Origin of the sequence: Nocardia sp. NPDC056952, from assembly GCF_042674185.1 — a bacterium.
GTDB lineage: Bacteria > Actinomycetota > Actinomycetes > Mycobacteriales > Mycobacteriaceae > Nocardia.
Genome location: NZ_JBHURA010000003.1, coordinates 1 through 21,441, shown reverse-complemented (window position 1 = coordinate 21,441; position 21,441 = coordinate 1). Strand labels below are relative to the sequence as shown.

The following is a 21,441-nucleotide window of genomic DNA, read 5'->3' as shown; positions in this document are numbered from 1 at the left end:
CCCCTCGGCAGCGCCACCTCGACTACAGGCTGAAGGCGATCGCTCGCAGGATCAGGACGGCGACGAACACGGCGGTGAAGGCCAGGTCCAGGGAGAAGTCGCCGATCCGGATCGGCTTGAGTACCTTGCGTACCGGGGCGATCACCGGTTCGGTGGCGGCGTGGGTCACCTCCCTGGCTTTGCGGGCCCACTGGGGTCCGTTGCCGAGCGCATCGATCCAGTCCACCACCATCCGGGCGATCAGCAGCACCAGAAAGACTGTCAGCGCGTAGCCGACCAGGGTTCCGACAAGACTCATGACGCACTCCCTCGCGGAGGCCGCAGAGGACCTCTTACCGCTCTCAACGTGCCCGACATTGCCAAGGTGTCCACCACCCGGTTGTTCTCAGTCGATTATCAGGCCCGCGGCCACGTTCTTCGTGGTGATCGCGGGCGCGGCGTGGTGGCGTCCGAGCGGTAACCACCAACGATTCCGACCCGAGCAGTACCAGCGTCGGCATGGTGATCGTGACCAGCCGCTCGCGCGCACAACACAATTGGTCGACCATCTGCTCGACCGCGTGCTCGACGCCTGAAAACGAAGAGCCCCGGCGATATTCGCCGGGGCTCACTCGTCTGACACTCGAACTACTTCTTGCGTTCCTTCTTCTCGCGCACACGCACCGAAATGCGCACCGGCGAACCGTCGAAACCGAACTCCTCACGCAGGCGGCGCTCCAGGAAGCGGCGGTAGCCTGCCTCGAGGAACCCGGTGGTGAACAGCACGAACGTCGGCGGGCGGGTGCTCGCCTGGGTGGCGAACATGACGCGGGGCTGACGGCCGCCACGCATCGGCGGCGGGGTGGCCGCGATGACTTCCTTGAGCCAGGTGTTGAGGCGGCCGGTGGAGATGCGCTTGTCCCAGGACTCGAGCGCGGTTTCCATCTGCGGCACCAGCTTCGCCACGGCGCGGCCGGTGTGGGCCGAGATGTTGACCCGCTGGGCCCACGGCACCCGCACCAGATCGCGATCGATCTCGCGCTCGAGCATGTAGCGGCGGTCCTCGTCGACCAGGTCCCACTTGTTGAACGCCAGCACCAGCGCGCGACCGGAGTCGGCGACCAGGCTGATCACACGCAGGTCCTGTTCGGTGATCGGCACCGAAGCGTCGATCAGCATGATCGCGACCTCGGAGGCTTCCAGCGCCGACTTCGTCCGCAGCGAGGCGTAGAACTCGGTGCCGGTGGCATTGGAGACCTTGCGGCGCAGACCAGCGGTGTCGACGAACTTCCACGTCTTGCCACCGAGTTCGACCAGCGAGTCGACCGGGTCGACGGTGGTGCCCGCGACATCGTGGACCACCGAACGCTCGTCGCCGGCCAGCTTGTTCAGCAGGCTGGACTTGCCGACGTTCGGCTTGCCGACCAGTGCCACGCGACGCGGTCCCGCGACGGCGGTGCCTTCGCGCGGGGTCTCGGGCAGCGCGCCGAGCACGTCGTCGAGGAGGTCACCGGTGCCACGGCCGTGTGCGGCCGAGACCATACGCGGTTCGCCCAGACCCAGCGACCACAGCGAGGCCGCCTCGATTTCGACCTTCTGATCGTCGACCTTGTTGGCCACCAGGATCACCGGGATCTTGGAGCGGCGCAGCTTGCGCACCGCGGCCTCGTCGGTCGTGGTAGCTCCGACAGTGGCGTCGACGACGAGCAGGATGGCGTCGGCGGTTTCCATCGCCACCTCGGCCTGGCGCGCGACGTGCTGCTGCAGACCCTTGGCGTCGGGTTCCCAACCGCCGGTGTCCTGCACCATGAAGCGGCGCCCGGCCCAGTTGGCCTCGTACGAAATGCGGTCACGGGTGACACCGGGAACGTCTTCGACCACCGCTTCGCGGCGGCCGAGAATGCGGTTGACCAGGGTCGACTTGCCCACGTTCGGGCGTCCGACCACGGCCAGCGTGGGCATGGCGACGTGCTGTTCGCCTTCGCCGTCCCCGTCGATGTCGAGGACTTCCCATTCGGACTCGTCGGTCCAGGTTCCGTCGCCTACGAGAATCTCTTCGATCATCGCGGACCTCCTGTCGTGGCCGAAAGCTGCTGAGCCACCACGCGGTACAGCTCCTCGATGGTCTGTGCCATCGTCAGGTCGCTGGTGTCGACGAGCACCGCGTCGGCGGCGGGGCGCAACGGCGACACTGTGCGGGTGGAGTCGAGGGTGTCGCGGCGCTGCACGTCGGCCAGCACGGCCGCGTAATCGTCGCCGCGGCCCTCGCGGATGTTCTGTGCGTTGCGCCGCTCGGCGCGTGCCTCCGCGGAGGCGGTGAGATAGATCTTGGCGTCGGCGCCGGTGAGTACGACGGTGCCGATATCGCGGCCTTCGACCACGATGCGCCCGGCCATCGCCGTGATCTCGCGTTGCAGGGCGACGAGCTGCTCGCGCACCTGCGCCACCGCGGAAACAGCGGAGACGGCCTTGGTGACGGCGTCGCCGCGGATCTCCGCCGAGACGTCCTCCCCGTCGAGTTCGATCACCTCGTGGCTGGGGTCGGTACCGATCGAAAGCGGCAGTGCCGCAACGGTTTCCGCGATCGCGGCCGAATCGTTCAGCTCGACACCCGCACGCAGCACGCGCAGGGTCGCGACCCGGTACATGGCACCGGTGTCGAGGTAGCGGGCGCCGAGACGCGCCGCGAGCCGACGCGACACGCTGGACTTGCCGGTGCCGGAAGGACCGTCCATCGCGACGACGAGCGTCGCGTCACCGGTCATCCGGTCGCCGGTGAATTCCAGGGGAAAGTCCACACCGTTCACAGCTGCACCGCCTCGTAGAGTTTGCCGATCTCGTCGCGGCCGAGCACCCGCAGCGTGCCGGGACGCTGGTCGCCCAGCGCCACCGGGCCGAGGTGGGTGCGCACCAGCCGGATCACCGGGTGGCCGACCTCGTCGAGCAGCCTACGCACGATGTGTTTGCGGCCCTCGTGCAACACGAGCTTCACCAGCGACCGGCCCTGGTAGGCCTCGAGCACCATGAACTTGTCGACCTTGGCGGGCCCGTCCTCGAGCTCGACGCCTTCGCGCAAGCGCTTGCCGACCAGGCGGTAGTTCACCTCGCCGTCGACGGTGGCCAAGTAGGTCTTGGGAACTTCGAACGAGGGGTGCATCAGTCGATGCGCCATCTCGCCGTCATTGGTGACCAGCAGCAAGCCCTCGGTGTCGGCATCGAGACGGCCGACGTGGAACAGGCGCTGACCAGCGGCGATCCGTTCGGCGATGATATCGCCGACGCAGGGGCGCCCCAGGTCGTCGGACATGGTGGACTGCCAGCCCCTCGGCTTGTTCAGCACCAGGTGCACCAGTTCGTCGCGGACCACGACACGGGTGCCGTCGACGCGCACGACCGCGTTCTCGGCGTCGATGCGCAGACCCTGCTCACGCACGATCTTGCCGTCGACCTCGACGCGACCGGCCGCGATCATCTCCTCGGCGGCGCGACGCGAGGCCACACCCGCCTTGGCGAGAACCTTCTGCAGACGTTCGCCTTCGCCCCAGGGAAGCTTCTTGGGGCCCTCGGTGACGTCGGCGTGCTGGTGCCGCGCGGGCTTGGCGTTGTTCAGGATCGTTGGAGCGACGACCTTCTTCTGCGGCTTCGTGGTCTTCTTGCGAGCCGCGAAGGCTTGTGTGCCTGCCGAAGCGCCGCTGCGCTGACCGGCGGTGCCTCCACGCTGTCCGCGGTCGGCGTCACCACGTGGGTAGCCGCCACCGCTGGAGGCACCGGTGCTGCGACGGTCATCGCGCTGACCTGCGCCTGCGGGGCCACCTCGACGGTCGTCACGCTGGTAACCACCGGCGGACGCGCCGCGACCGGTCGGGGCGCCGCGTCGATCGTCACGCTGGAAGCCACCGGGCGAACCGCCGCGACGGTCCCCACCGGTGGACGCGCCACGACGGTCATCGCGCTGGTACCCACCACCGGTGGATCCACGGCGACCGCCGGACTCGGCGTCACGCTGGAAACTGCCCGCGGACCGGGCTGCTGTCTGATTGCCGCGCTGGAAGCCACCCGCGCCGGTGCCGCGGCGGCCCGGAGCCGCTGCGCGGGAGCCGCCCTGCCCGGTGCGCGTACCCTCGCCACGGTTGCCCGCAGTTCGGTTCGCGCCACTTCGGGGCTGGTCGCTGCGACTTCTTCGATCCGGTGTGCCATCTCGGCGAGCGGAATTATTCATCTGTCCTGTCAATCGTCGGTGCCGAGATCCATGTCGGACTCGGCGGGTTTTTTCAGCCTGGTGAACCGGGGATCGGTTTCCAGGCTCTCGCTGATCTCGTCGATCAGATCGACGCCGGGAAGCAGCGGCGCCAGCAGTGGCAGGTCGCCGAGAGAGGCGAGCCCGATCCGTTCGAGGAACAACTCGGTGGTGCGGTACAGCGTGCCGTTGGTTTCGGGGTCCTGACCCGCTTCCGCGATCAAGCCTCTGGCCAGCAGCGTGCGCATCACTCCGTCGACGTTCACCCCTCGGACCGCGCTGACCCGCATGCGGGTCACCGGCTGGCGATAGGCCACTACCGCCAAGGTTTCCAAGGCGGCCCGGGTCAGCTTCGTCCGGGCCCCGTCGAGCAGTACCCGCTCGACATAGGGCGCGTACTCCTGTCGAGTATAGAAGCGCCATCCGTCACCGACGAAACGCAGGTCGATGCCGCTGCCCCGCGCACTCAGTTCCGCCGACATCGCGCGCAGCACGGTTTCGACGCGCTCGCTGGTGTCGTCCAAGGCCGCTGCCAGCTGTTCTGTCGGTGCCGGGGCGTCGACAACGAGCAGCATCGCCTCCAGCGCGGACCGCAGTTCGAGGTCGTCGAGTGGCTCGGAGGTGAATTCCGCCACTGCTTCCGTCATGCTCTGCCTCCTCGGATGATCGCGGGCCCTGCGTGGTCACACTGCGCTGCCGCCTCCGGGCCTGACGCGCTCATCCGTAATCCTCCTCGAAGGTCAATGCCACTGCTTCCGCATCAGGGTCGAGCTCGCCGAGCCAGCTGACAGCCAACGGCCCGAGCGGATCGGGTTGGTCGAAGGCGATGGTCTTACCGCGGTACAGCTCCAGCAACGCCAGGAACCGCGCCACGATTTCCACCGGGACTGTGCAGTCGACCACCAATTCGGCGAAGGTCGTCCAGCCGCCCGGCCCGCGTTCCTTCAACATGGCCAGCACCACCTCGGCCTGCTCGGCGACCGAGATGGTGTGCATGTGCAGATGCCCGAGCCCGACCTCGGCGACCGGACGTGGCCGGAAGGCCGCCGCCGCGATCTCGGCGAACGCGGCGATGTCCACCCCGAGAGTGACCTCGGGCAGCAGTCCTTCGAACTGTTCCTCGAGCGCCACCGACCGCGGATACCGGCGCAGGGCCGCGGCTTCCAGCTCGGCGAGCAGTTCGGCCACCTGCTTGAACGCGCGATATTGCAGCAATCGCGCGAACAGCAGGTCGCGCGCGTCGAGGAGTTCGAGATCGTCGGCGTCGGTCATCTCACCCGAGGGCAGCAGCCGGGCGGCCTTGAGGTCGAGCAAAGTGGCGGCGACGACGAGGAATTCGGTGGTCTGATCGAGAATCTTGTCCGCGCGCAGCTTGGTGTTCTCGGCCAGCTCGGCGGTCAGGGCCTTGGTGTAGGCGATGAATTCGTCGGTGACCTGGTGCAGCGCGACTTCGGTGACATCGAGTTTGCGCGAGCTGATCAACGTCAGCAGCAGATCGAACGGCCCCTCGAAATTGGTGAGCCGCAGATGGAATCCGGATTTGTCCGCGGCCGGCACCGCGTCTTCGGGTACTGCTTGCACCGCAGGTGTAGCTCCGATCACCGGCCAGACCGGTGGATGACTTCACGGGCCATCGCTCGATACGACTCGGCGCCGCCCGATTTCGGCGACCAGGTGGTGATCGGCTCCCCGGCGACGCTGGCGTCGGGGAAGCGCACGGTGCGTGAGATGGCGGTGTCGTAGACCAGGTCACCGAACACCTCGACCACCCGCGACATCACCTGACGCGAATGCAGCAGGCGCGCATCGAACATGGTGACCACGATGCCGTAGAGGCTCAGTCGCGGATTGAGACGGTCGCGCACCTTCTCGACGGTGTCGTTGAGCAACGCGAGCCCGCGCAGCGAGAAGTATTCGCATTCCATCGGAATGATCACACCGTCGGAGCAGGCCAGCGCGTTGACCGTGAGCAGGCCGAGCGAGGGCTGGCAGTCGATGAGGATGTAGTCGTAGCGATCGCGCACGCTGTGCAGGGCGCGGCCGAGCGACTGTTCGCGGCCGACCTCGTTCACCAGCTGGATCTCGGCGGCGGAGAGGTCGATGTTGCTGGGTAACAGGTCCATGCCGTCGACCTTGGTGGTCTGCAGCACGTCGTCGACCTTGGCCTTGCCGCCGATCAGCAGGTCGTGCACGGTGAGTTCGAGATCGTGGTGTGCCACCCCGAGCCCGGCCGAGAGCGCACCCTGGGGGTCGAGATCGACGAGCAGCACCCGGCGACCGTACTCGGCCAGTGCCGCACCGAGATTGATGGTCGAGGTGGTCTTTCCGACCCCGCCCTTCTGGTTGCACATGGCGACGACGAGTGCGTCGCCGTGTCGCTGGACCTGGGGTGGATCGGGTACCAGTCGCAGCGGGCGCCCTGTCGGGCCCATCTCGACGGCCTCGGCGACCTGTTCCGGTCCACCGTCCCACGGTGTTTCCGCTGTCGTCACGATCCGCTGCTCCTTATACGTTTTCCTTGCCGGTAACCCCTGTCGAGGGTAGCGAGGCCGATCCGGGACCGGCTCGCTTTCGTACGGTCCAACTCTGGGTAGACGCTACCGCTCGGACCGGTGAGGTGCGGCATGGCAACGCCGGGCGTGTTCGCACGATACCTGCTCAGCGGGTATCGGAGGTGCCGGTTCACGTCGCACGGGGATGGGCCGTGGCCCACACTTCACGCAGGGTGCTCACCGTCACGAGCGTGTAGATCTGGGTCGTGGTCACCGAGGCGTGGCCGAGCAGTTCCTGCACCACCCGCACATCGGCGCCGCCGTCGAGCAGATGGGTCGCGAAGGAGTGACGCAGGGTGTGCGGCGAGACCGTCGCCCCGATTCCGGCGCGTTCGGCGGCGGTCTGCAAGACCTGCCACGCGCTCTGCCGCGACAGTCTGCCGCCGCGGGCGTTGAGGAAAAGAGCTCCGCCGGAACCCTTTCCGCTCGCGGCGAGAGCGGGTCGGCCGCGCACCAGGTACGCGTCGACGGCCGCGAGTGCCGGACGGCCGATCGGGACGAGGCGCTGCTTTCCGCCCTTGCCGTGCAGCACCACACAGCGTTGCTCGGCGTCGATGTCGTCGACGTCGAGTCCCACCATCTCCGAAATACGCGCGCCCGTGGAGTAGAGCAGCTCCAGCAGTGCCCGGTCACGCAGTCCGCGCGGGCCGCCGTCGGCACCGTCCGGTTCGCCACCCGCCGATTCGAGAAGCCGCAGAACCTGGTCGTAGGGCAGTGCTTTGGGCAGCCGGCGACCCGGCGCGGGTGGTTTCACCGCGTGCGCCACATCGGTGTCGGTGAGGCCCTCGGCGGCGGCGAACCGGTGCAGTCCACGGACCGCGATCAACGCCCGCGCCACCGAACCCGCGGCCAGCGCGGGATGATCGGCGCCGCCGGCGCGCAACGCCATGGTGAATTCGGCGACATCGCCCTGGGCCACCGCACCCAGCGATTCGACACCGCGCCCGGTCAAGAAACTCCGGTACCGGGCGAGGTCGCGGCGGTAGGCGCCGAGGGTGTTGCGCGCGGCTCCGCGCTCGACCGCGAGATGGTCGAGGTAGGCGGCTATCTCCCGTTCGAGCACGCCCTCGCCCGTCTAGTCCCCGCCGACCGCTGCGGTACTCACGCGTGGTTGCCGTGCGTCGACTGCGCCTCAGCGGCTTTACGCCGCAGGAACGTGGTCGGCTGACCGGGCCACGGTGCGTCGGGTGCGCGCAACGGCACCCCGCTCGCCTCGGCCGCGGCATAGGCGAGCACCCCGGCGACCGCGGTCGCGTTCACGATCTCCCCCGCCAGCGCGGCTCGCACCGCCTCGGCGAGGGGCATCCGCACCAGCTCGAGGTCGGCTTCCTCGTGCTCGGGATCGGGCCGGTCGGTGGCACTGAGACCGGTCGCGAAGAACACGCGCAGCGCCTCGTCGGTGAAGCCCGGCGACAACGCCACATCCACCAGCACCGACCACTGCGCGGCGGCGAGGCCCGTCTCCTCGGCCAGCTCACGCTTGGCCGCGGTGAGCGGGTCCTCGCCGTCGATGTCGAGCAGCCCGGCGGGCAGCTCCAGCAGCCTGGTGCCGATCGGATGCCGGTACTGGCGGATCAGCACCACGTTGCCGTCGTCGTCGAGCGCGAGCACCGCGACAGCACCGTGATGCTCGATCACCTCACGCTCGGCGACCCGCCCGTCCGGCATCCTGACCTGATCCTGGCGCAGGGCCAGGATCGCGCCGCTGTAGAGCACCCGGCTCGACACCGTCTCGAAGTCGTGACTACCGGGCTCGCTCATGCGTTCCTATCGCCGATCTTCCTAGGCTTCCGCGGTGGCCTGCTCCGCGAGCTCTTCCTCCGGGAAGTCTACGGGAAGGCGTTCGGCCAGTTTGTATTTCAACGCGGCGTTGATCAGCGCCGCGAACAGCGGATGCGGCCGGGTGGGACGGCTCTTGAGCTCCGGATGCGCCTGGGTGGCGACGAAGAACGGATGCACCGAAGCCGGGTACTCGACGAACTCCACCAGGTGCCCGTCGGGCGAGGTGCCGGAGAAGACGAGCCCGCTCTTGGCGATGGCGTCGCGGTAGGAGTTGTTCACCTCGAACCGGTGCCGGTGCCGCTCGGACACGTTCTCGGTGCCGTACGCCTGCGCGACGACCGAGCCCTTCTTCAACGTCGCGGGGTAGGCGCCCAGTCGCATGGTGCCGCCCAGATCGGCTTCACCGGCGACAACGTCTTCCTGGTCGGCCATGGTCGAGATGACCGGATTCTTGGTGTCGGGCTCGAATTCGGCCGAGTTCGCGTCGGCGATACCGACCGAACGCGCCGCCTCGATGACCACGCACTGCAAACCGAGGCACAGGCCGAGCAGCGGGATACCGCGACGGCGGGCGTAGCCGATCGCGCCGAGTTTGCCCTCGATACCGCGGATGCCGAACCCACCGGGGATCAGCACCGCGTCGACGTCACGCAGCGCCGCCTGCGCGCCGACCTCGGTCTCGCACTCGTCCGACGGCACCCAGCGGATGTTCACCTTGGCGCGATGGGCGAAACCGCCCGCGCGCAGCGCCTCGGTCACTGACAGGTAGGCATCGGGCAGATCGACGTACTTGCCGACCAGCGCCACCTCGACGGTCTCACGCGGAGAGTGCACGCGATCGAGCAGATCGCCCCACACCGCCCAGTCCACATCACGGAACGGCAGCCCCAGCTTGCGCACCACATAGGCATCGAGGCCCTCGCTGTGCAGCACCTTGGGGATGTCGTAGATCGACGGCGCGTCCGGCGTGGAGATGCACGCCTCCACATCGACGTCGCACATCAGCGCGATCTTGTTCTTAAGACCCTGCGGGACCTCGCGGTCGCACCGCAGGATCAGCGCGTCGGGCTGGATACCGATATTGCGCAGCGCGGCCACCGAGTGCTGCGTCGGCTTGGTCTTGAGCTCACCCGAGGGCGCCAGATACGGCACCAGCGACACATGTAGGAAGAACACGTTGTCGCGACCCACATCGTGACGGATCTGGCGGGCCGCCTCGAGGAACGGCTGCGACTCGATGTCACCGACGGTGCCACCGATCTCGGTGATCACCACATCCGGCACGTGCCCCTCGAGATCGGGGCCCTGCATCGCCAGGATGCGGCTCTTGATCTCGTCGGTGATATGCGGAATGACCTGCACCGTATCGCCCAGATACTCACCGCGGCGTTCCTTGGCGATCACCGTCGAATAGATCTGGCCGGTGGTCACGTTCGCGTCCATCGTCAGATCGCGATCGAGGAAACGCTCGTAATGACCCACGTCCAGGTCGGTCTCGGCACCGTCTTCGGTGACGAACACCTCGCCGTGCTGGAACGGGTTCATGGTGCCCGGATCGACATTGAGATACGGGTCGAGCTTCTGCATCGTCACCCGCATACCGCGCGCGGTCAGGAGCTGACCGAGGCTGGAGGCGGTGAGACCCTTACCCAATGAGGAGGCGACGCCACCGCTCACGAAGATGTGCTTGGTGGCACTTTTAGCCTGATTCCGTTGATGACCCACGGACCACCACTGTACCGCTAGTCCGTCTCTCCGCGTATTTTGCCGGTCGTTTGCGGGCGGCGTGTTGGGTTCGCGGGCCTGCGGAGAGGCGCTGATCGACGCCTGGGCGTACCCGGTGGGTTACCCATGTTCTTGCGTGATCAGTTGTTACGCCGGTACGCGGGTCGCGAGATCGTGCCTCGGCGAGGTGGTGAGGTTCTCACTCAGCGGGGCATGGCTACCAGAGTCAGCGACGTCGCTGTCGGGCCTGTTCCGTAGCGGCCCGCGCCGCCGGTCAGCTGTTCGGTCAGGGCGAGTGTCGTTGTCACTCGGCCTGTTTCGCGATCGATGTTGTCGACGGTGGTGACTGTTGTCGCGAGGGGGGCCTGGGCTCGGACGGTGGCTATCGCGGCGTTGCCCTCGGCGGCACCTTGGCGGCCCGCGAGGACAGTGCCCGCGGCTCGGGCTCGCAGGGCGGCGGTGAAGCGGGCGATAGTCGCGCCCTCGCCGGTGTCGGGTTCGACACCGTTGCCGGTGATGACCACGGCAAGTTGCGCGGGTCTCGTCGGCGGGTCGGTGTAGGTGAGGAAGTCGCCGCCCCGGAGGGTTTCGAGGATCAGGGACAGTTCCTCGGGGGTGCTGCGGGGATGGTTGGTCACCGGGTCTTGGAGCAGGGCCAGGCCGAGGAGGTCACCTGCGAGGCTGCCCTGGTCTACGGCGCCGGTGTTCAGCTGGGCGCCCGCGGGGACGATATTGGTCAGGGCGGAGCGCATGCGGTCGCCCTCCCCCGCGTCGACGAAGGACTCGGTCAAAGCGATGCGGCCGGTCACGGTGGCGCCCGCGGTGCGCAGGGAGTCACTCACGCCGTCGATGTCGGCGGGGTCGGCGTCGGGGGTGGTGAGGACGACGACGGTGCGATCGGCCAGGGTGCCGTTCAGGATGCGGGCCGCCGAGCCCGCGATGAACCGGTCGGCGGACTCGAGGCGGGCGGTGAGCTGCGCGTTCTGCGCGGTCAGTTCGTCTACCTGGGTGTTCAGATCGGTTTTGTCCGACCGGAGGCCCGAGATCATGTTGCCCGCGAGGGTGTGTGACCCGAGCACCACGCCGACCGCGAGCGCGAGGAAGATCGCCGCGATCGAGATGGCGTGTTGACGCAGCGAGATCACAGCAGACCACGCACCCACAGGACGAAGCTGTTCCAGTACTCGATCGCCCAGTCCAGCACCTCGGAACCGTTGTGCGAGGCCAAGATCACCACCACGATCGCCACCAGGGCGGCCAGCACCACCAGCGCCACCGCGGCGCCCGCGGAACGATGCCGGTACAGGGTCGACACCGCGTTCGCGTCGACCAGCTTCGCGCCGACCTTCAATCGGGTCAGGAAGGTGGCCGGATTGCTGTCACGCCGGCCACGGTCGAAGAAGTCCTCGAGCGAAGCGGGCGCGCCCGCCAGCACGATCAGCGACGCGCCGTGATGGTCGGCCAGCATCAACGCGAGATCGGTCGGCGAACCCGACGACGGGAACGTCGTGGCGCCGATACCCAGGTCCTGGATGCGCTCGAGGCCCTTGGCATGGCCGTCGGTATCGGCGGGCAGGATCATCTCGGCGCCGGATTTCAACGTCTCCGTGCTGATCTCGTCGGGATCACCGACGATCAGGTCGGGCGTGTACTTGAGCTTGCGCAAGGTATCGGCGCCACTGCCCACACCGATCAGAATCGGCGCGTACTCCTTGATGAACGGCTTGAGCCGCTGTAATTCCGCGAGATGGCCCGAACCGTCGGCGATGACGACCACGTGCCGATTACGCATGTCCAGCTCGATATCGGGCACGCCGACACCATCGATCAGCAGCGCGCTCTCGGTACGCACGAATTCGGTCGTGTTCCCCGCGAACGCGTCGAGGTGATCGGCGAGGCCGTTGCGCGCCTCGATCATCCGGTCCGCGATGGCCGACTCGTCGAACTCGATGCCCTCGACCAGGACCTCGGGTTCCTTCTTGGTGAGCCTGTCGGCGTAGACGATGCCGCCGTCGATGCGGACCTTCGACCCGTCCTTGATCCTGCCGAACGCGTCGGAGGACACCGTGTCCATCAGCACGATCCCGTTGGCCACCAACACCTCTGGCCCCAGATTGGGATACCGCCCGGAAATCGATGGCGAGGTGTTGATCACCGCGAGCACCCCCGCCTCGACCAGCCGATCGGCGGTGTGGCGGTCCAGGTCGGTCTCGTCGAGGACGACGACGTCCCCGGGACCCACCCGCCTCAGCAGTCGTCCGGTATCGCGATCCACCCGGGCGATCCCGGCGACACCGGGCAGCGTTTCCGTGTTCCGTGACAACAGCGCCGGCATCTTCATGAGGCCGATGATGAAGCCAAACCCTCAACCTTTGGTGGAGGCGCGCCGGTCGGAGCACGGGTGACGACTACCCGTATGCTCCGGGTCACAGACATTTCGGACAGGAGACACATCCATGCCACGTAGCACCGTCGAAACGGTCTTCGACGCACCTCGCGACATCGTCTACCGCCTCTTCACCGAGCGTGAGGCCGTCAGCCCGTACCTGCCGATCCAGGTCAAGCTCGTCAAAGCAGGCGATCCGGCCACCGGCGTCGGCGCTCAGCACCTGCTGGGTTTCGGCAAGGTCGGCGTCACCGAGGAGATCACCGCGCTGACCCCCGGTGAGCGGATGGAATACAAGATCGTCAAGGGCGCCCCGGTCAAGCGCCACGTCGGCACCATCACCTTCGCCGATACGAGTGAGGGCGGTACTCGGGTGGTCTACACGATGGAGTCGGAGCCGTCGCTGCCGGTGCCTGCGCCTGCACTGGAGTTCGGGTTGCGTCAGCTGACCAATCAGCTGATCGGCGGGGTGCGTAAAGCACTGCGCTGAGGTTGGTGGGGCGCGGGACTCGGTGATCGGTAGTCCTGGAGGCACTGGCTGTATTTTTGGCGCGCTGGCGCGCGCGTGTCCGCGGCCCTGATTGGCCCGCCGGTCAGGCGCCGGGGCTTGCTCCTTCGTCGCCTACGCCCCGGCCCTGACCGGCGGGCCGGCCGCGGACCGGCCACTTCGTGGCCGTCCCTCCCTAGGGGTCGGGAGTACGGGTGGCTGGGTTGGGTGGGATGTTGAAGACGGGGACGGGCCGGGTGTGCGGGGCGGTTGAAAGTGCGGTCGGTCGACTTCGGGTGTGGTGACCGACCGTTTTGGGGGTAGTGCTCGCTTCAGGCGGGTAAGCGCTCGGCTCGGGCGGTTTCGAGGAGTTCTTCCGCGTGGGCGCGGCCGGTCTCCGTGTCGTCGAGGCCTGCGAGCATACGGGCCAGTTCCACCACTCGTTCTTCGTCGGTCAGCGCGCGAACGCCGCTGTCCACCTTCCCTTTTCCGTCGTCGGACTTGTTCACCACCAGGTGGGTGTCGGCGAAAGCCGCCACCTGGGGCAGGTGGGTCACGACGATGACCTGATGGGTGCGGGCCAGCCGCGCCAGGCGCTTGCCGATCTCCACCGCGGCCCGGCCGCCGACACCCGCGTCGACCTCGTCGAACACCATGGTCGCGCCGTGATCGGATCCTGCGAGCACTACTTCCAGGGCCAGCATCACTCGCGAGAGCTCGCCGCCGGACGCACTCTTGCTGAGCGGCAGCGACTGGGCTCCCGAATGCGCCGAGAGCCGGAATTCCACTTCGTCACAACCGTTCGAACCGGCGTGCAACAGCGCACCGTCGATCTCCAACGGCGCGGAATCCTGGGCACTGGCCTGCAGCGGGCGGACCTGGACTTCCAAGCGCGCCTTCCCCATCGCCAGCCCACTGAGTTCGGTGCTCACCGCGCTCGCCAGCTTGCCCGCCGACTTGGCACGCGCGGCACTGAGTTTGCGTGCCGCCTCGCGCACTTTGCCCGCTGCCGTTTCGACCTCACCGGCCAGCTTGGCCAGCGCGTCCTCGGACACATCGAGCGAGTCCAGGCGCGAGCGCGACTCGTCGGCCCACGCGATCACACCGTCGATGTCGGGTGCGTATTTGCGGGTCAGCGACTTGAGCTCGGCCTGACGGTTGAGCATCGTGTCCAGTGCGCTGGGATCGGACGGCAATTCCGACAGATAGCTGCTGAGTTCGGTGGTCACGTCGACCACCACCGCGATCGCCTCGCCGAGCCGCGGAGCCAGCGCGGCCAGGGCCGGGTCGTCGGCGGAATCCAGGCGGGCGCGGGCGCCACCGAGCAGATCGAGCACGCCGCCACCGTCGGCCGGCGCGTCGGTCGGGCCCGAGAGTGACTCGTGCGCGGCGACGCCCGCCTCACGCAGGGAATCGAGGTCGCTGAGTCTGCGGATCTCGGCGACCAGGCGGGTGTCCTCACCGGGTTCGGGCGCGATGCCGTCGATCTCGGTGAGCGAATGCTTGAGCCGGTCGGCTTCCAGCGCCAGTTCCCGACTGCGCGCGGTGCGTTCGAGCAGTTCGGTCCGCGCGTCCAGCCAGGACCGCCGATGCACCTGGTACTTGCGCAGCAGACCGGCTACGCCGTCGCCGGCGAACTGGTCCAGTGCCGACAGTTGCTGCTCCGGCCGCTGCAACCGCAATTGATCGTTCTGGCCGTGCACGGTCAGCAGCCGGGAGGTGAACTCACCGAGCACCGCGGCGGGCACCCCGCGCCCACCGAGGTGCGCGCGCGAGCGTCCGTCGCTGTTGACGGTGCGGACCGCGATCACGCTGCCGTCCTCGTCGGCCTCGGCACCCGCCGATTCCAGCACCTCTCCGACCGCCGTGCGAGCCGCGTCGTTCACGTCGTCGACGACGAAACGGCCCTCCACCACGGCCTTCGCCGCACCCAGGCGTACCCGTCCGGCGTCGGCGCGCGCACCGCTGAGCAGGTGCAGGCTGGTGACCACCATGGTCTTGCCCGCACCGGTCTCGCCGGTGAGCACGGTCAGACCGGCATGGAACTGCGCGGTGGCCGTCGAGATGACACCGAGTCCGTCAATCCTGATCTCCGTCAGCATCAGTGCTCTTCCGTTCGCTGTCTGCCCCGCCAGCCGGTGACCGGCAGTTGGAACTTTCGCACCATCCGGTCGGCGAAGGGTGCCGAATCCAGCCGCACCCAGCGCACCGGACGTTCGCCGCGCACCACTTCGGCGCGGCCGCCACGCGGCAACGCGAGAGTGCGCCTGCCGTCGAGGAAAACGATCGCATCGTGTCCGGTCGCCACGGTCTCCACCGCGATCAGCGACTCCGGGCTGGTCACCAATGGCCGCGCGAACAACGCGTGCGCGTTGCTCGGAATCACCAGCATCGCCTCCAGTTCGGGCCACACCACCGGTCCACCCGCCGAGAACGCGTAGGCGGTCGACCCGGTGGGCGTGGAGATGAGGATGCCGTCGCAGCCGAACGCCGAGACCGGCCGCCCGTCCACTTCGAGCACCACTTCCAGAACACCCATCCGCTGGGCGTTCTCGAGGCTGGCCTCGTTGAGCGCCCAGCCGCGTTCGACGATCGTGTCGTCCACGCGCACCGTGACGTCGATGGTCATCCGGTTTTCCACCTGGTAGTCGCGATCGACCACCTGCGAGAGCGCCTCGTCGAGGTTCTCGGCCTCGGCTTCGGTGAGAAAACCGATGCGGCCCAGGTTGATTCCGAGCACGGGCACACCCGCGGGCCTGCCGAGTTCGGCCGCGCGCAAGAACGTGCCGTCGCCGCCGAGGGCGAGCACCATCTCACAGCCCTGGGCCGCGGACGGGCTGTGCGGCACCACCCGCACCGGATATCCGGCTTCGTCTTCGAACCGGGTGCTGTCGGCCTCGTCTGCCAGTACCCGCAGGCAGATGCCCGCTTCGGCGAAGATCTTCGCCACCCGGTGCGCGGTCTCGATGATCTCCGCGCGACCGGGATGGGCGACGAGCAGGATCTCCCTGCCGCCGGCATGCGTACTCACTGCGGACCCTCCTCGACAGCCTGCGCGACCAGCGCCCGCACCTGTTCGGCGTCGTAGTCGAACGGGCCGACCTTGCGCAACCACAGGAAGTACTCGACATTGCCCGACGGACCGGGCAGCGGGCTGGCGACCACACCCAGGGTGCGCAGCCCGAGCGCCGCGGCGGCGGTCGCCACATCACACACCACTTCGGTTCGCAGCGCCGGATCACGCACCACACCGCCCGAACCGACCCGGTCTTTGCCGACCTCGAACTGCGGCTTCACCATCGGCAGCAGATCGGCGCCGTCGGCAGCGCAGGCCGCCAGTGCCGGGAGGACGAGCCCGAGCGAGATGAAGGACAGGTCACCGACAACGATTTCGACTGTGCCACTGATGGATTCGGGTGTGATGTTGCGCACGTTGGTGCGGTCGAACACGCGGACCCGGTCGTCGTTCTGCAGCCGCCAGATCAGCTGGCCGTAGCCCACGTCGACCGCGACCACCTCGCGCGCGCCCTTGTTCAGCAGCACATCGGTGAACCCACCGGTCGACGCACCCGCGTCCAGGCACCGCTTACCCGCGAGGCCGAGCCCCTCGGGTTCGAACGCCTCGAGCGCGCCGAGCAGTTTGTGCGCGCCCCGCGAGGCCCACGACACCTCGTCGGGTTCTTCCCGCACGATCAGCGGGGTTCCCGTCTCCACGGCCGTCGCCGGCTTCACGGCGACGGTTCCGGCAATCAGGACGCGGCCCGCGCTGATCAGCTCGACCGCGTGTTCTCGCGATCGCGCCAACCCGCGGCGAACCAGTTCGGCGTCCACCCGCGCTCGTCTGGCCACCTCAGATCTTGTCCACTGTCGCCAGCGCGTCCACCAGTACGTCGTGCGCCTGCTCGAGGATGCGCGCACGGCGGGTGATATCGGCACCGGCCTCGGTGTTCTCCGCCGGGCCTACGACAGGACGCGGACCGAGTTCGGCGAGTAGTGCGTCGACCTCGGTCTTGATCCGGCGCGGATCGGCCGGTTCCTGCTGCGCCGGCGGGCCGGGCAGGTGAGCACCCGGCACGGGGATCCCGGGCCGGGGTGGCTGTGACGCGCCGTTCGGCGGTGAACTCGCAGTACTCATCGTGGCGTCAACGCTATCGGATTTCCGAATCGCCCGCGCGCACCCGTACCGCCCGGCCGGGATACTGTCGCAACAGTTCCGCGATGTCCGCCGGTGCGGCCGCTTCTGCCAGTGCGGCGTCGTTGAGGGCGTCGAGCGTGGCGGCGATATAGGTAGGGATCCGGGCGGCGGGTGCGTTGATCACCTCGTCGAGGGTGCTGACTCCGGTCAACACCAGCAGCGAGTCGAGGCCGAGGCCGTTGGCCCCCTCGATATCGGTGTCGAGGCGGTCGCCGACGACCAGGGCACGGCGGGTGCCCGCTCGCTCGATCGCGTCTTCCATCAGCGGCGCGTAAGGCTTACCCGCGACCAGGGGCTCACGATCGGAGGCGGTGGCCAGGGCGGCGACCATCGAGCCGTTGCCGGGAGCTAGGCCGCGCTCGTTGGGCAGGGTGCGGTCGGCGTTGGCTGCGATCCACAACGCGTCGGCGCGCAGGGCGTAGGCGGCTTCGGCGAGGTCTGGCCACGCGGTCGCCGGCGAGTGACCTTGGACGACCGCCGCCGGCGGGGTCTCGCCGAACCGGCGGATGGGCTCGAGACCGACGGCTTTCACCTCGGCGGCCAGATCGTCGGTGCCGACGACCAGCACCTTGTCGCCGGGGCTCAGCCGTTCGGACAGCATGCGGGCGGCGGCTTGCGCACTGGTCACCACATCGTTCGCGGTGGCCGGGTAGCCGAGTTCGTCCAGGTGGTGCGCCACGGCACCGGGGCCACGCGCGGCATTATTGGTGACGTACACGAGCCGCTGCGCCGAATCACCATCCGGGACAAGCGCTTTGGGCGCACCTTCGATGACGTCGGGTCCGCGGTACAGCGTTCCGTCCAGGTCGAGCAGCAATGCCTCGTATCGATCGCGTAGCCGGTCCATCCACCCTCACTTCGTCGTCTCTGCCGGGTCGGACACCTCTGCGACCCTAGGCGAAGGCACCGACAGCTTCGGTCCCCCTCGGCTGTCGAATAGCGCTCGCACCCTTCATGATCGAGCATGTGCCACGTGTTCGTGCGCGATGTCCCCAGTTGCGGACGTCTCGCCCAGCGCGTCGCGGGCGCTCACCGACGCAACAGGGAAACCGGGCCGGTTGCCGACCGAAGTAGCTCCCCTGCTCACACAGCGTGCTCGATTGCCCGCATCGCAGGAGGCCGGTCCACTGCTCGAGCGGACCGAGCACATCTGCGCCACGCCCGATCCGGCGGCGCCGGCCGACATCATCCTCTGATGACATGCGAAAAGGCCGCAGGCCGGGAAACCTGTCTGCGTTCCCGGCCTGCGGCCTTGTGGTTCTACTGTGCGTCGCCGGTGAGTTCGGTTGCCCGCTCCTCGGCGTCGGTTTCGTCGTCGAGGTCGGCGGCGGCGGCGTTGAGGAACCACTGCAGGCCGTCATCGGTGCGGCCCGCCGCCACCAGCGCGTCGGCGTAGGCGTAGAACAGACGCGCGGCGGCGGAGCCCGTGCGTGACGGGTCCAGATCGGAGGCTTGCAGCGTCACGACGGCCTGGTCGAACTGACCCAGATCCATCCGGGCGCCTGCCACAACGATCCGCAGCTCGGCGGCTTCGTCACCGGTGAGCGTCTGTGCTTCCTCGCTGCGACCGAGCTCGATGGCCCGTTCCGGCCTGCCGAGACCGCGCTCGCAGTCCGCCATCACCGCGAGCAGCCCGGCGCCACCGGACATGCGTCGTGCGGTGCGCAGCTCCGACAGCGCCTCCGCCCATTCCTCGGCGTGGTAGGCCACCACACCGGCGGTCTCACGCACCACCGCGATGCGGCCCGCACGCTGCCGTGCGGCCCGAGCGTGTGCCAGCGCCAGGCGCGGGTCGTCCTCGAGCAGCTCGACGGCCATCACCATGTGCCGGGCCACCGAATCGGCGTTGTTCTTGTCCAAGCTCAGCAGGTCGCGGCGCACGGCCGGGTCCAGATCGGATGCCTGCACGTCCTCGGGCAGATCGGGCTCTTCGGGACGAGCCGCACGGCGATCGTCCGGCCGCCCACCCGTCGTCCGAGCGCCTTCACCGCCGCGACGGCGGTCATCGCCGAAGTCACCCGACCGCGACGGACCGCCGGACGCCGAGCCACTGCGCGCACGGTCGTCACGGTCCGAACGGGCACCGCGATCCGCGAATCCACGCCGCTCGCCACGATCGGCGTCACCGCCGGCCCGATCGCCGCGATCCGAACCGCGGGAACGGTCGTCACGGTCGGCCCCATGCGAACGGTCGTCGCGATCCGACGCACTTCGGGCAACACTGTCACGATCGGCGCCGCGTGGGCTCTCGTCGAGGTCGGAATCATCGCGGGCGACGTCATTCAGATCGCCACTGTCCGAGCCGCGAGCGGCGGCACCGGACCGGCTGTCGAGATCCGAGTCGACCCGCGAGCTGTCGCTCTCGGACTCGTCGGCGTCACGAGGACGGTCACCTTCACCGGTGTCGATCGTGGTCGCCTTGTCGTCGGTCTCGGTTACACGCGCCGTGGCCGAGCCCGCGTTGTCTTCGGACTGCTCAGTGGACGCTGCCGACTCGTCGGTTGCGGGCTTGTCGCTCGCCGTCGCGGAGGTGCCGCCCGACGCGCCGGCCGAGGCCGTGCTGTCGTCCTCGGTGATCGACTCGTCGATATCGGAGGCAGCCGATGCCGAGACAACGCCGAGCACGTCACTGTCGCGCTCACGACGCTTCTCGCGGTAGGTGCCGTCGAGCGGCTTGCCGTCCTCGCCGACGAACTTGCCCTGGCTGCCACCGGAGCGCGCGTCACGCTTGAAGCCGCCACGACCGCGGTCGTCGTCGCGCCTGGGCCCACGATCGTTGTCGTCGCGCCGCTGGTAGCCGCCCTTGCCGCTGTCGTCACGACGCGGGTAACCACCCTTGTCGTCACGCTTCTGGTAGCCACCGCGATCGGAGCCACCACGCGAACGGTCATCGCTGTCGTTACGACGGAAGCCACCACCCGGACGGTCACTGCCGCCTTCGCTGCGACGGAAGCCACCACGATCGGAGCTGCCGCCACGGTCACTGCCGCGATCGGAGCTGCCACGCGAACGGTCGTCGCCTTCGTTACGACGGAAACCGCCACCCGAACCGCCGCGGGGGCGATCGTCATTGTTGCCGCGGTATCCGCCACGGTCGCCGCCGCGGTCGAAACCACCTGTGGGACGGTCACTTCCGCCCTCATTGCGCTTGAAACCACCACGGTCACCGGAGCCACCGCGACCGGCGTCGTCACGGCGCTGGTAGCCGCCGCGGTCGCCACTGTCGCTGCGCTTGAACCCGCCGCGATCGTTGTCGTCACGCTTCTGGTAGCCGCCACGATCATTGTCGTCACGGCGCTGGTAACCACCGCGACCAGCATCATCGCGCTTCGGGTAACCGCTCTTGTTGTCGTCGCGGCGCTGGTAGCCACCACGATCAGCGGAACCGCCACGATCCGAACCACCACGGGGGCGATCGTCGTTGCCACGGTAACCACCACGGTCGCCGGAGCCACCGCGACCGGCGTCATCGCGGCGCTGGTAGCCACCGCGGTCGCCACTGTCGCTGCGCTTGAATCCACCACGGTCGGAGCTGCTGCCGCGGTCGTCGCGGTTGTAGCCGCCGCGCTGGCCTTCGGGACGACCGGAGCCGCGATTGTCGTCGTTGCGACGGAATCCACCCCGGTCGGAGCTGCCACGGTCAGAGCCACCACGACCTGCGCTGCTGCCTCGGCCTGCGTCGTCGCGGCGGAATCCGCCGCCTTCGCCACGGCCCGAGCCGCGATTGTCACCGTGTCCGCCGCGGGGGCGATCGGTCGGTTCGCCTCGCCGGCCGAAACCGGGGGCGTCTCCGTCCCGGCGGAAAGGCTTCCGTCCGTCGTTGTGTTCCGACACGGCGATCCCTCTCTAGGTTCCCCGACCTGCGGGGAGTGTTGTCAATGACCCCGCCACTAAGAATTCAACCACGGACGAAGGACGGGGCATCGTCCGCCTGGCGTACCGAACTCGTATCGAGTCCACAAACGCCGATAGGGGACCCAAATAAGGGTCCCCTATCGCGAAGGATGTTCCGGCAGTGTCCTACTCTCCCACACCCTGTCGAGTGCAGTACCATCGGCGCAGGTGGCCTTAGCTTCCGGGTTCGGAATGGGACCGGGC

Annotated in this window: 20 protein-coding genes and 1 rRNA gene; 2 read left to right on the top strand and 19 right to left on the bottom strand. The window is 68.3% G+C overall.

What is annotated here, in order from left to right:
- Positions 1 to 22: 22 nt before the first annotated feature.
- The 12 genes from ACFTS5_RS11770 to steA form a co-directional block, all read right to left on the bottom strand.
- Entirely contained in the window at positions 23 to 298 is a 276-nt protein-coding gene (locus ACFTS5_RS11770) for a YggT family protein (RefSeq protein ID WP_378630081.1), read from the bottom strand.
- A 329-nt stretch (positions 299 to 627) separates the two neighbouring features.
- Positions 628 to 2,043 (bottom strand): ribosome biogenesis GTPase Der, encoded by a 1,416-nt coding sequence (der, locus tag ACFTS5_RS11765; protein WP_378630079.1) that lies wholly within the window; start codon positions 2,041 to 2,043, stop codon positions 628 to 630.
- Positions 2,040 to 2,744, bottom strand: coding sequence for a (d)CMP kinase (cmk, locus tag ACFTS5_RS11760; protein ID WP_378631424.1), 705 nt, complete (start codon positions 2,742 to 2,744; stop codon positions 2,040 to 2,042). Before cmk ends, der begins: the two co-directional genes overlap by 4 nt.
- 38 nt (positions 2,745 to 2,782) lie before the next feature.
- Positions 2,783 to 4,198: a pseudouridine synthase gene (locus ACFTS5_RS11755; protein WP_378630077.1), complete on the bottom strand. Its 1,416-nt coding sequence runs from the start codon at positions 4,196 to 4,198 to the stop codon at positions 2,783 to 2,785.
- A gap of 8 nt (positions 4,199 to 4,206) precedes the next feature.
- The gene (gene scpB / locus ACFTS5_RS11750) at positions 4,207 to 4,863 is read right to left on the bottom strand and encodes an SMC-Scp complex subunit ScpB (protein WP_101463266.1); all 657 of its coding nucleotides are present in this window, start codon (positions 4,861 to 4,863) and stop codon (positions 4,207 to 4,209) included.
- A gap of 70 nt (positions 4,864 to 4,933) precedes the next feature.
- Entirely contained in the window at positions 4,934 to 5,815 is an 882-nt protein-coding gene (locus tag ACFTS5_RS11745; protein WP_378631422.1) for a segregation and condensation protein A, read from the bottom strand.
- Entirely contained in the window at positions 5,815 to 6,648 is an 834-nt protein-coding gene (locus ACFTS5_RS11740) for a ParA family protein (protein ID WP_101463778.1), read from the bottom strand. Before ACFTS5_RS11740 ends, ACFTS5_RS11745 begins: the two co-directional genes overlap by 1 nt.
- Before the next feature lie 250 nt (positions 6,649 to 6,898).
- Positions 6,899 to 7,831, bottom strand: coding sequence for a site-specific tyrosine recombinase XerD (xerD, locus tag ACFTS5_RS11735; protein WP_378630075.1), 933 nt, complete (start codon positions 7,829 to 7,831; stop codon positions 6,899 to 6,901).
- 38 nt (positions 7,832 to 7,869) lie between these two features.
- Complete coding sequence (locus ACFTS5_RS11730) at positions 7,870 to 8,529, bottom strand: NUDIX domain-containing protein (RefSeq protein ID WP_378630072.1); 660 nt, start codon at positions 8,527 to 8,529, stop codon at positions 7,870 to 7,872.
- A gap of 21 nt (positions 8,530 to 8,550) precedes the next feature.
- Positions 8,551 to 10,275 carry a CTP synthase gene (locus tag ACFTS5_RS11725; RefSeq protein ID WP_378630070.1) on the bottom strand — a complete coding sequence of 575 codons (1,725 nt, stop codon included), beginning with the start codon at positions 10,273 to 10,275 and terminating at the stop codon, positions 8,551 to 8,553.
- A 203-nt stretch (positions 10,276 to 10,478) separates the two neighbouring features.
- Positions 10,479 to 11,420, bottom strand: a complete 942-nt coding sequence (locus ACFTS5_RS11720; protein ID WP_378631421.1) for a copper transporter — start codon at positions 11,418 to 11,420, stop codon at positions 10,479 to 10,481.
- Positions 11,417 to 12,616 (bottom strand): putative cytokinetic ring protein SteA, encoded by a 1,200-nt coding sequence (steA, locus tag ACFTS5_RS11715; RefSeq protein ID WP_378630067.1) that lies wholly within the window; start codon positions 12,614 to 12,616, stop codon positions 11,417 to 11,419. Before steA ends, ACFTS5_RS11720 begins: the two co-directional genes overlap by 4 nt.
- A 115-nt stretch (positions 12,617 to 12,731) precedes the next feature.
- Here steA and ACFTS5_RS11710 point away from each other — a divergent pair, with 115 nt between their 5' ends.
- Positions 12,732 to 13,151, top strand: coding sequence for an SRPBCC family protein (locus ACFTS5_RS11710; RefSeq protein ID WP_378630066.1), 420 nt, complete (start codon positions 12,732 to 12,734; stop codon positions 13,149 to 13,151).
- Positions 13,152 to 13,480: 329 nt separating this feature from the next.
- Here ACFTS5_RS11710 and recN read toward each other — a convergent pair whose 3' ends face one another.
- Genes recN through ACFTS5_RS11685 form a run of 5 tightly spaced genes read right to left on the bottom strand, consistent with a single transcriptional unit; the run spans position 13,481 to position 18,190 of the window.
- The gene (gene recN / locus ACFTS5_RS11705; protein WP_378630064.1) at positions 13,481 to 15,250 is read right to left on the bottom strand and encodes a DNA repair protein RecN; all 1,770 of its coding nucleotides are present in this window, start codon (positions 15,248 to 15,250) and stop codon (positions 13,481 to 13,483) included.
- Positions 15,250 to 16,179 carry an NAD kinase gene (locus ACFTS5_RS11700; RefSeq protein ID WP_378630063.1) on the bottom strand — a complete coding sequence of 310 codons (930 nt, stop codon included), beginning with the start codon at positions 16,177 to 16,179 and terminating at the stop codon, positions 15,250 to 15,252. Before ACFTS5_RS11700 ends, recN begins: the two co-directional genes overlap by 1 nt.
- The gene (locus ACFTS5_RS11695; RefSeq protein WP_378630061.1) at positions 16,176 to 16,997 is read right to left on the bottom strand and encodes a TlyA family RNA methyltransferase; all 822 of its coding nucleotides are present in this window, start codon (positions 16,995 to 16,997) and stop codon (positions 16,176 to 16,178) included. The genes ACFTS5_RS11700 and ACFTS5_RS11695 overlap by 4 nt, the downstream gene beginning before the upstream one ends.
- 1 nt (position 16,998) lies before the next feature.
- Positions 16,999 to 17,283 (bottom strand): hypothetical protein, encoded by a 285-nt coding sequence (locus ACFTS5_RS11690; protein ID WP_378630059.1) that lies wholly within the window; start codon positions 17,281 to 17,283, stop codon positions 16,999 to 17,001.
- 13 nt (positions 17,284 to 17,296) lie between these two features.
- Positions 17,297 to 18,190 carry an HAD-IIA family hydrolase gene (locus tag ACFTS5_RS11685; RefSeq protein WP_378630056.1) on the bottom strand — a complete coding sequence of 298 codons (894 nt, stop codon included), beginning with the start codon at positions 18,188 to 18,190 and terminating at the stop codon, positions 17,297 to 17,299.
- Between the two features lie 139 nt (positions 18,191 to 18,329).
- Here ACFTS5_RS11685 and ACFTS5_RS11680 point away from each other — a divergent pair, with 139 nt between their 5' ends.
- Positions 18,330 to 18,539, top strand: a complete 210-nt coding sequence (locus ACFTS5_RS11680; protein WP_378630055.1) for a hypothetical protein — start codon at positions 18,330 to 18,332, stop codon at positions 18,537 to 18,539.
- Between the two features lie 64 nt (positions 18,540 to 18,603).
- Here the strand turns inward: ACFTS5_RS11680 and ACFTS5_RS11675 are convergent, their stop codons facing one another.
- Positions 18,604 to 19,629 carry a hypothetical protein gene (locus tag ACFTS5_RS11675; protein WP_378631419.1) on the bottom strand — a complete coding sequence of 342 codons (1,026 nt, stop codon included), beginning with the start codon at positions 19,627 to 19,629 and terminating at the stop codon, positions 18,604 to 18,606.
- A gap of 1,721 nt (positions 19,630 to 21,350) precedes the next feature.
- Positions 21,351 to 21,441 (bottom strand): 5S ribosomal RNA (gene rrf / locus ACFTS5_RS11670); the annotation flags it as partial.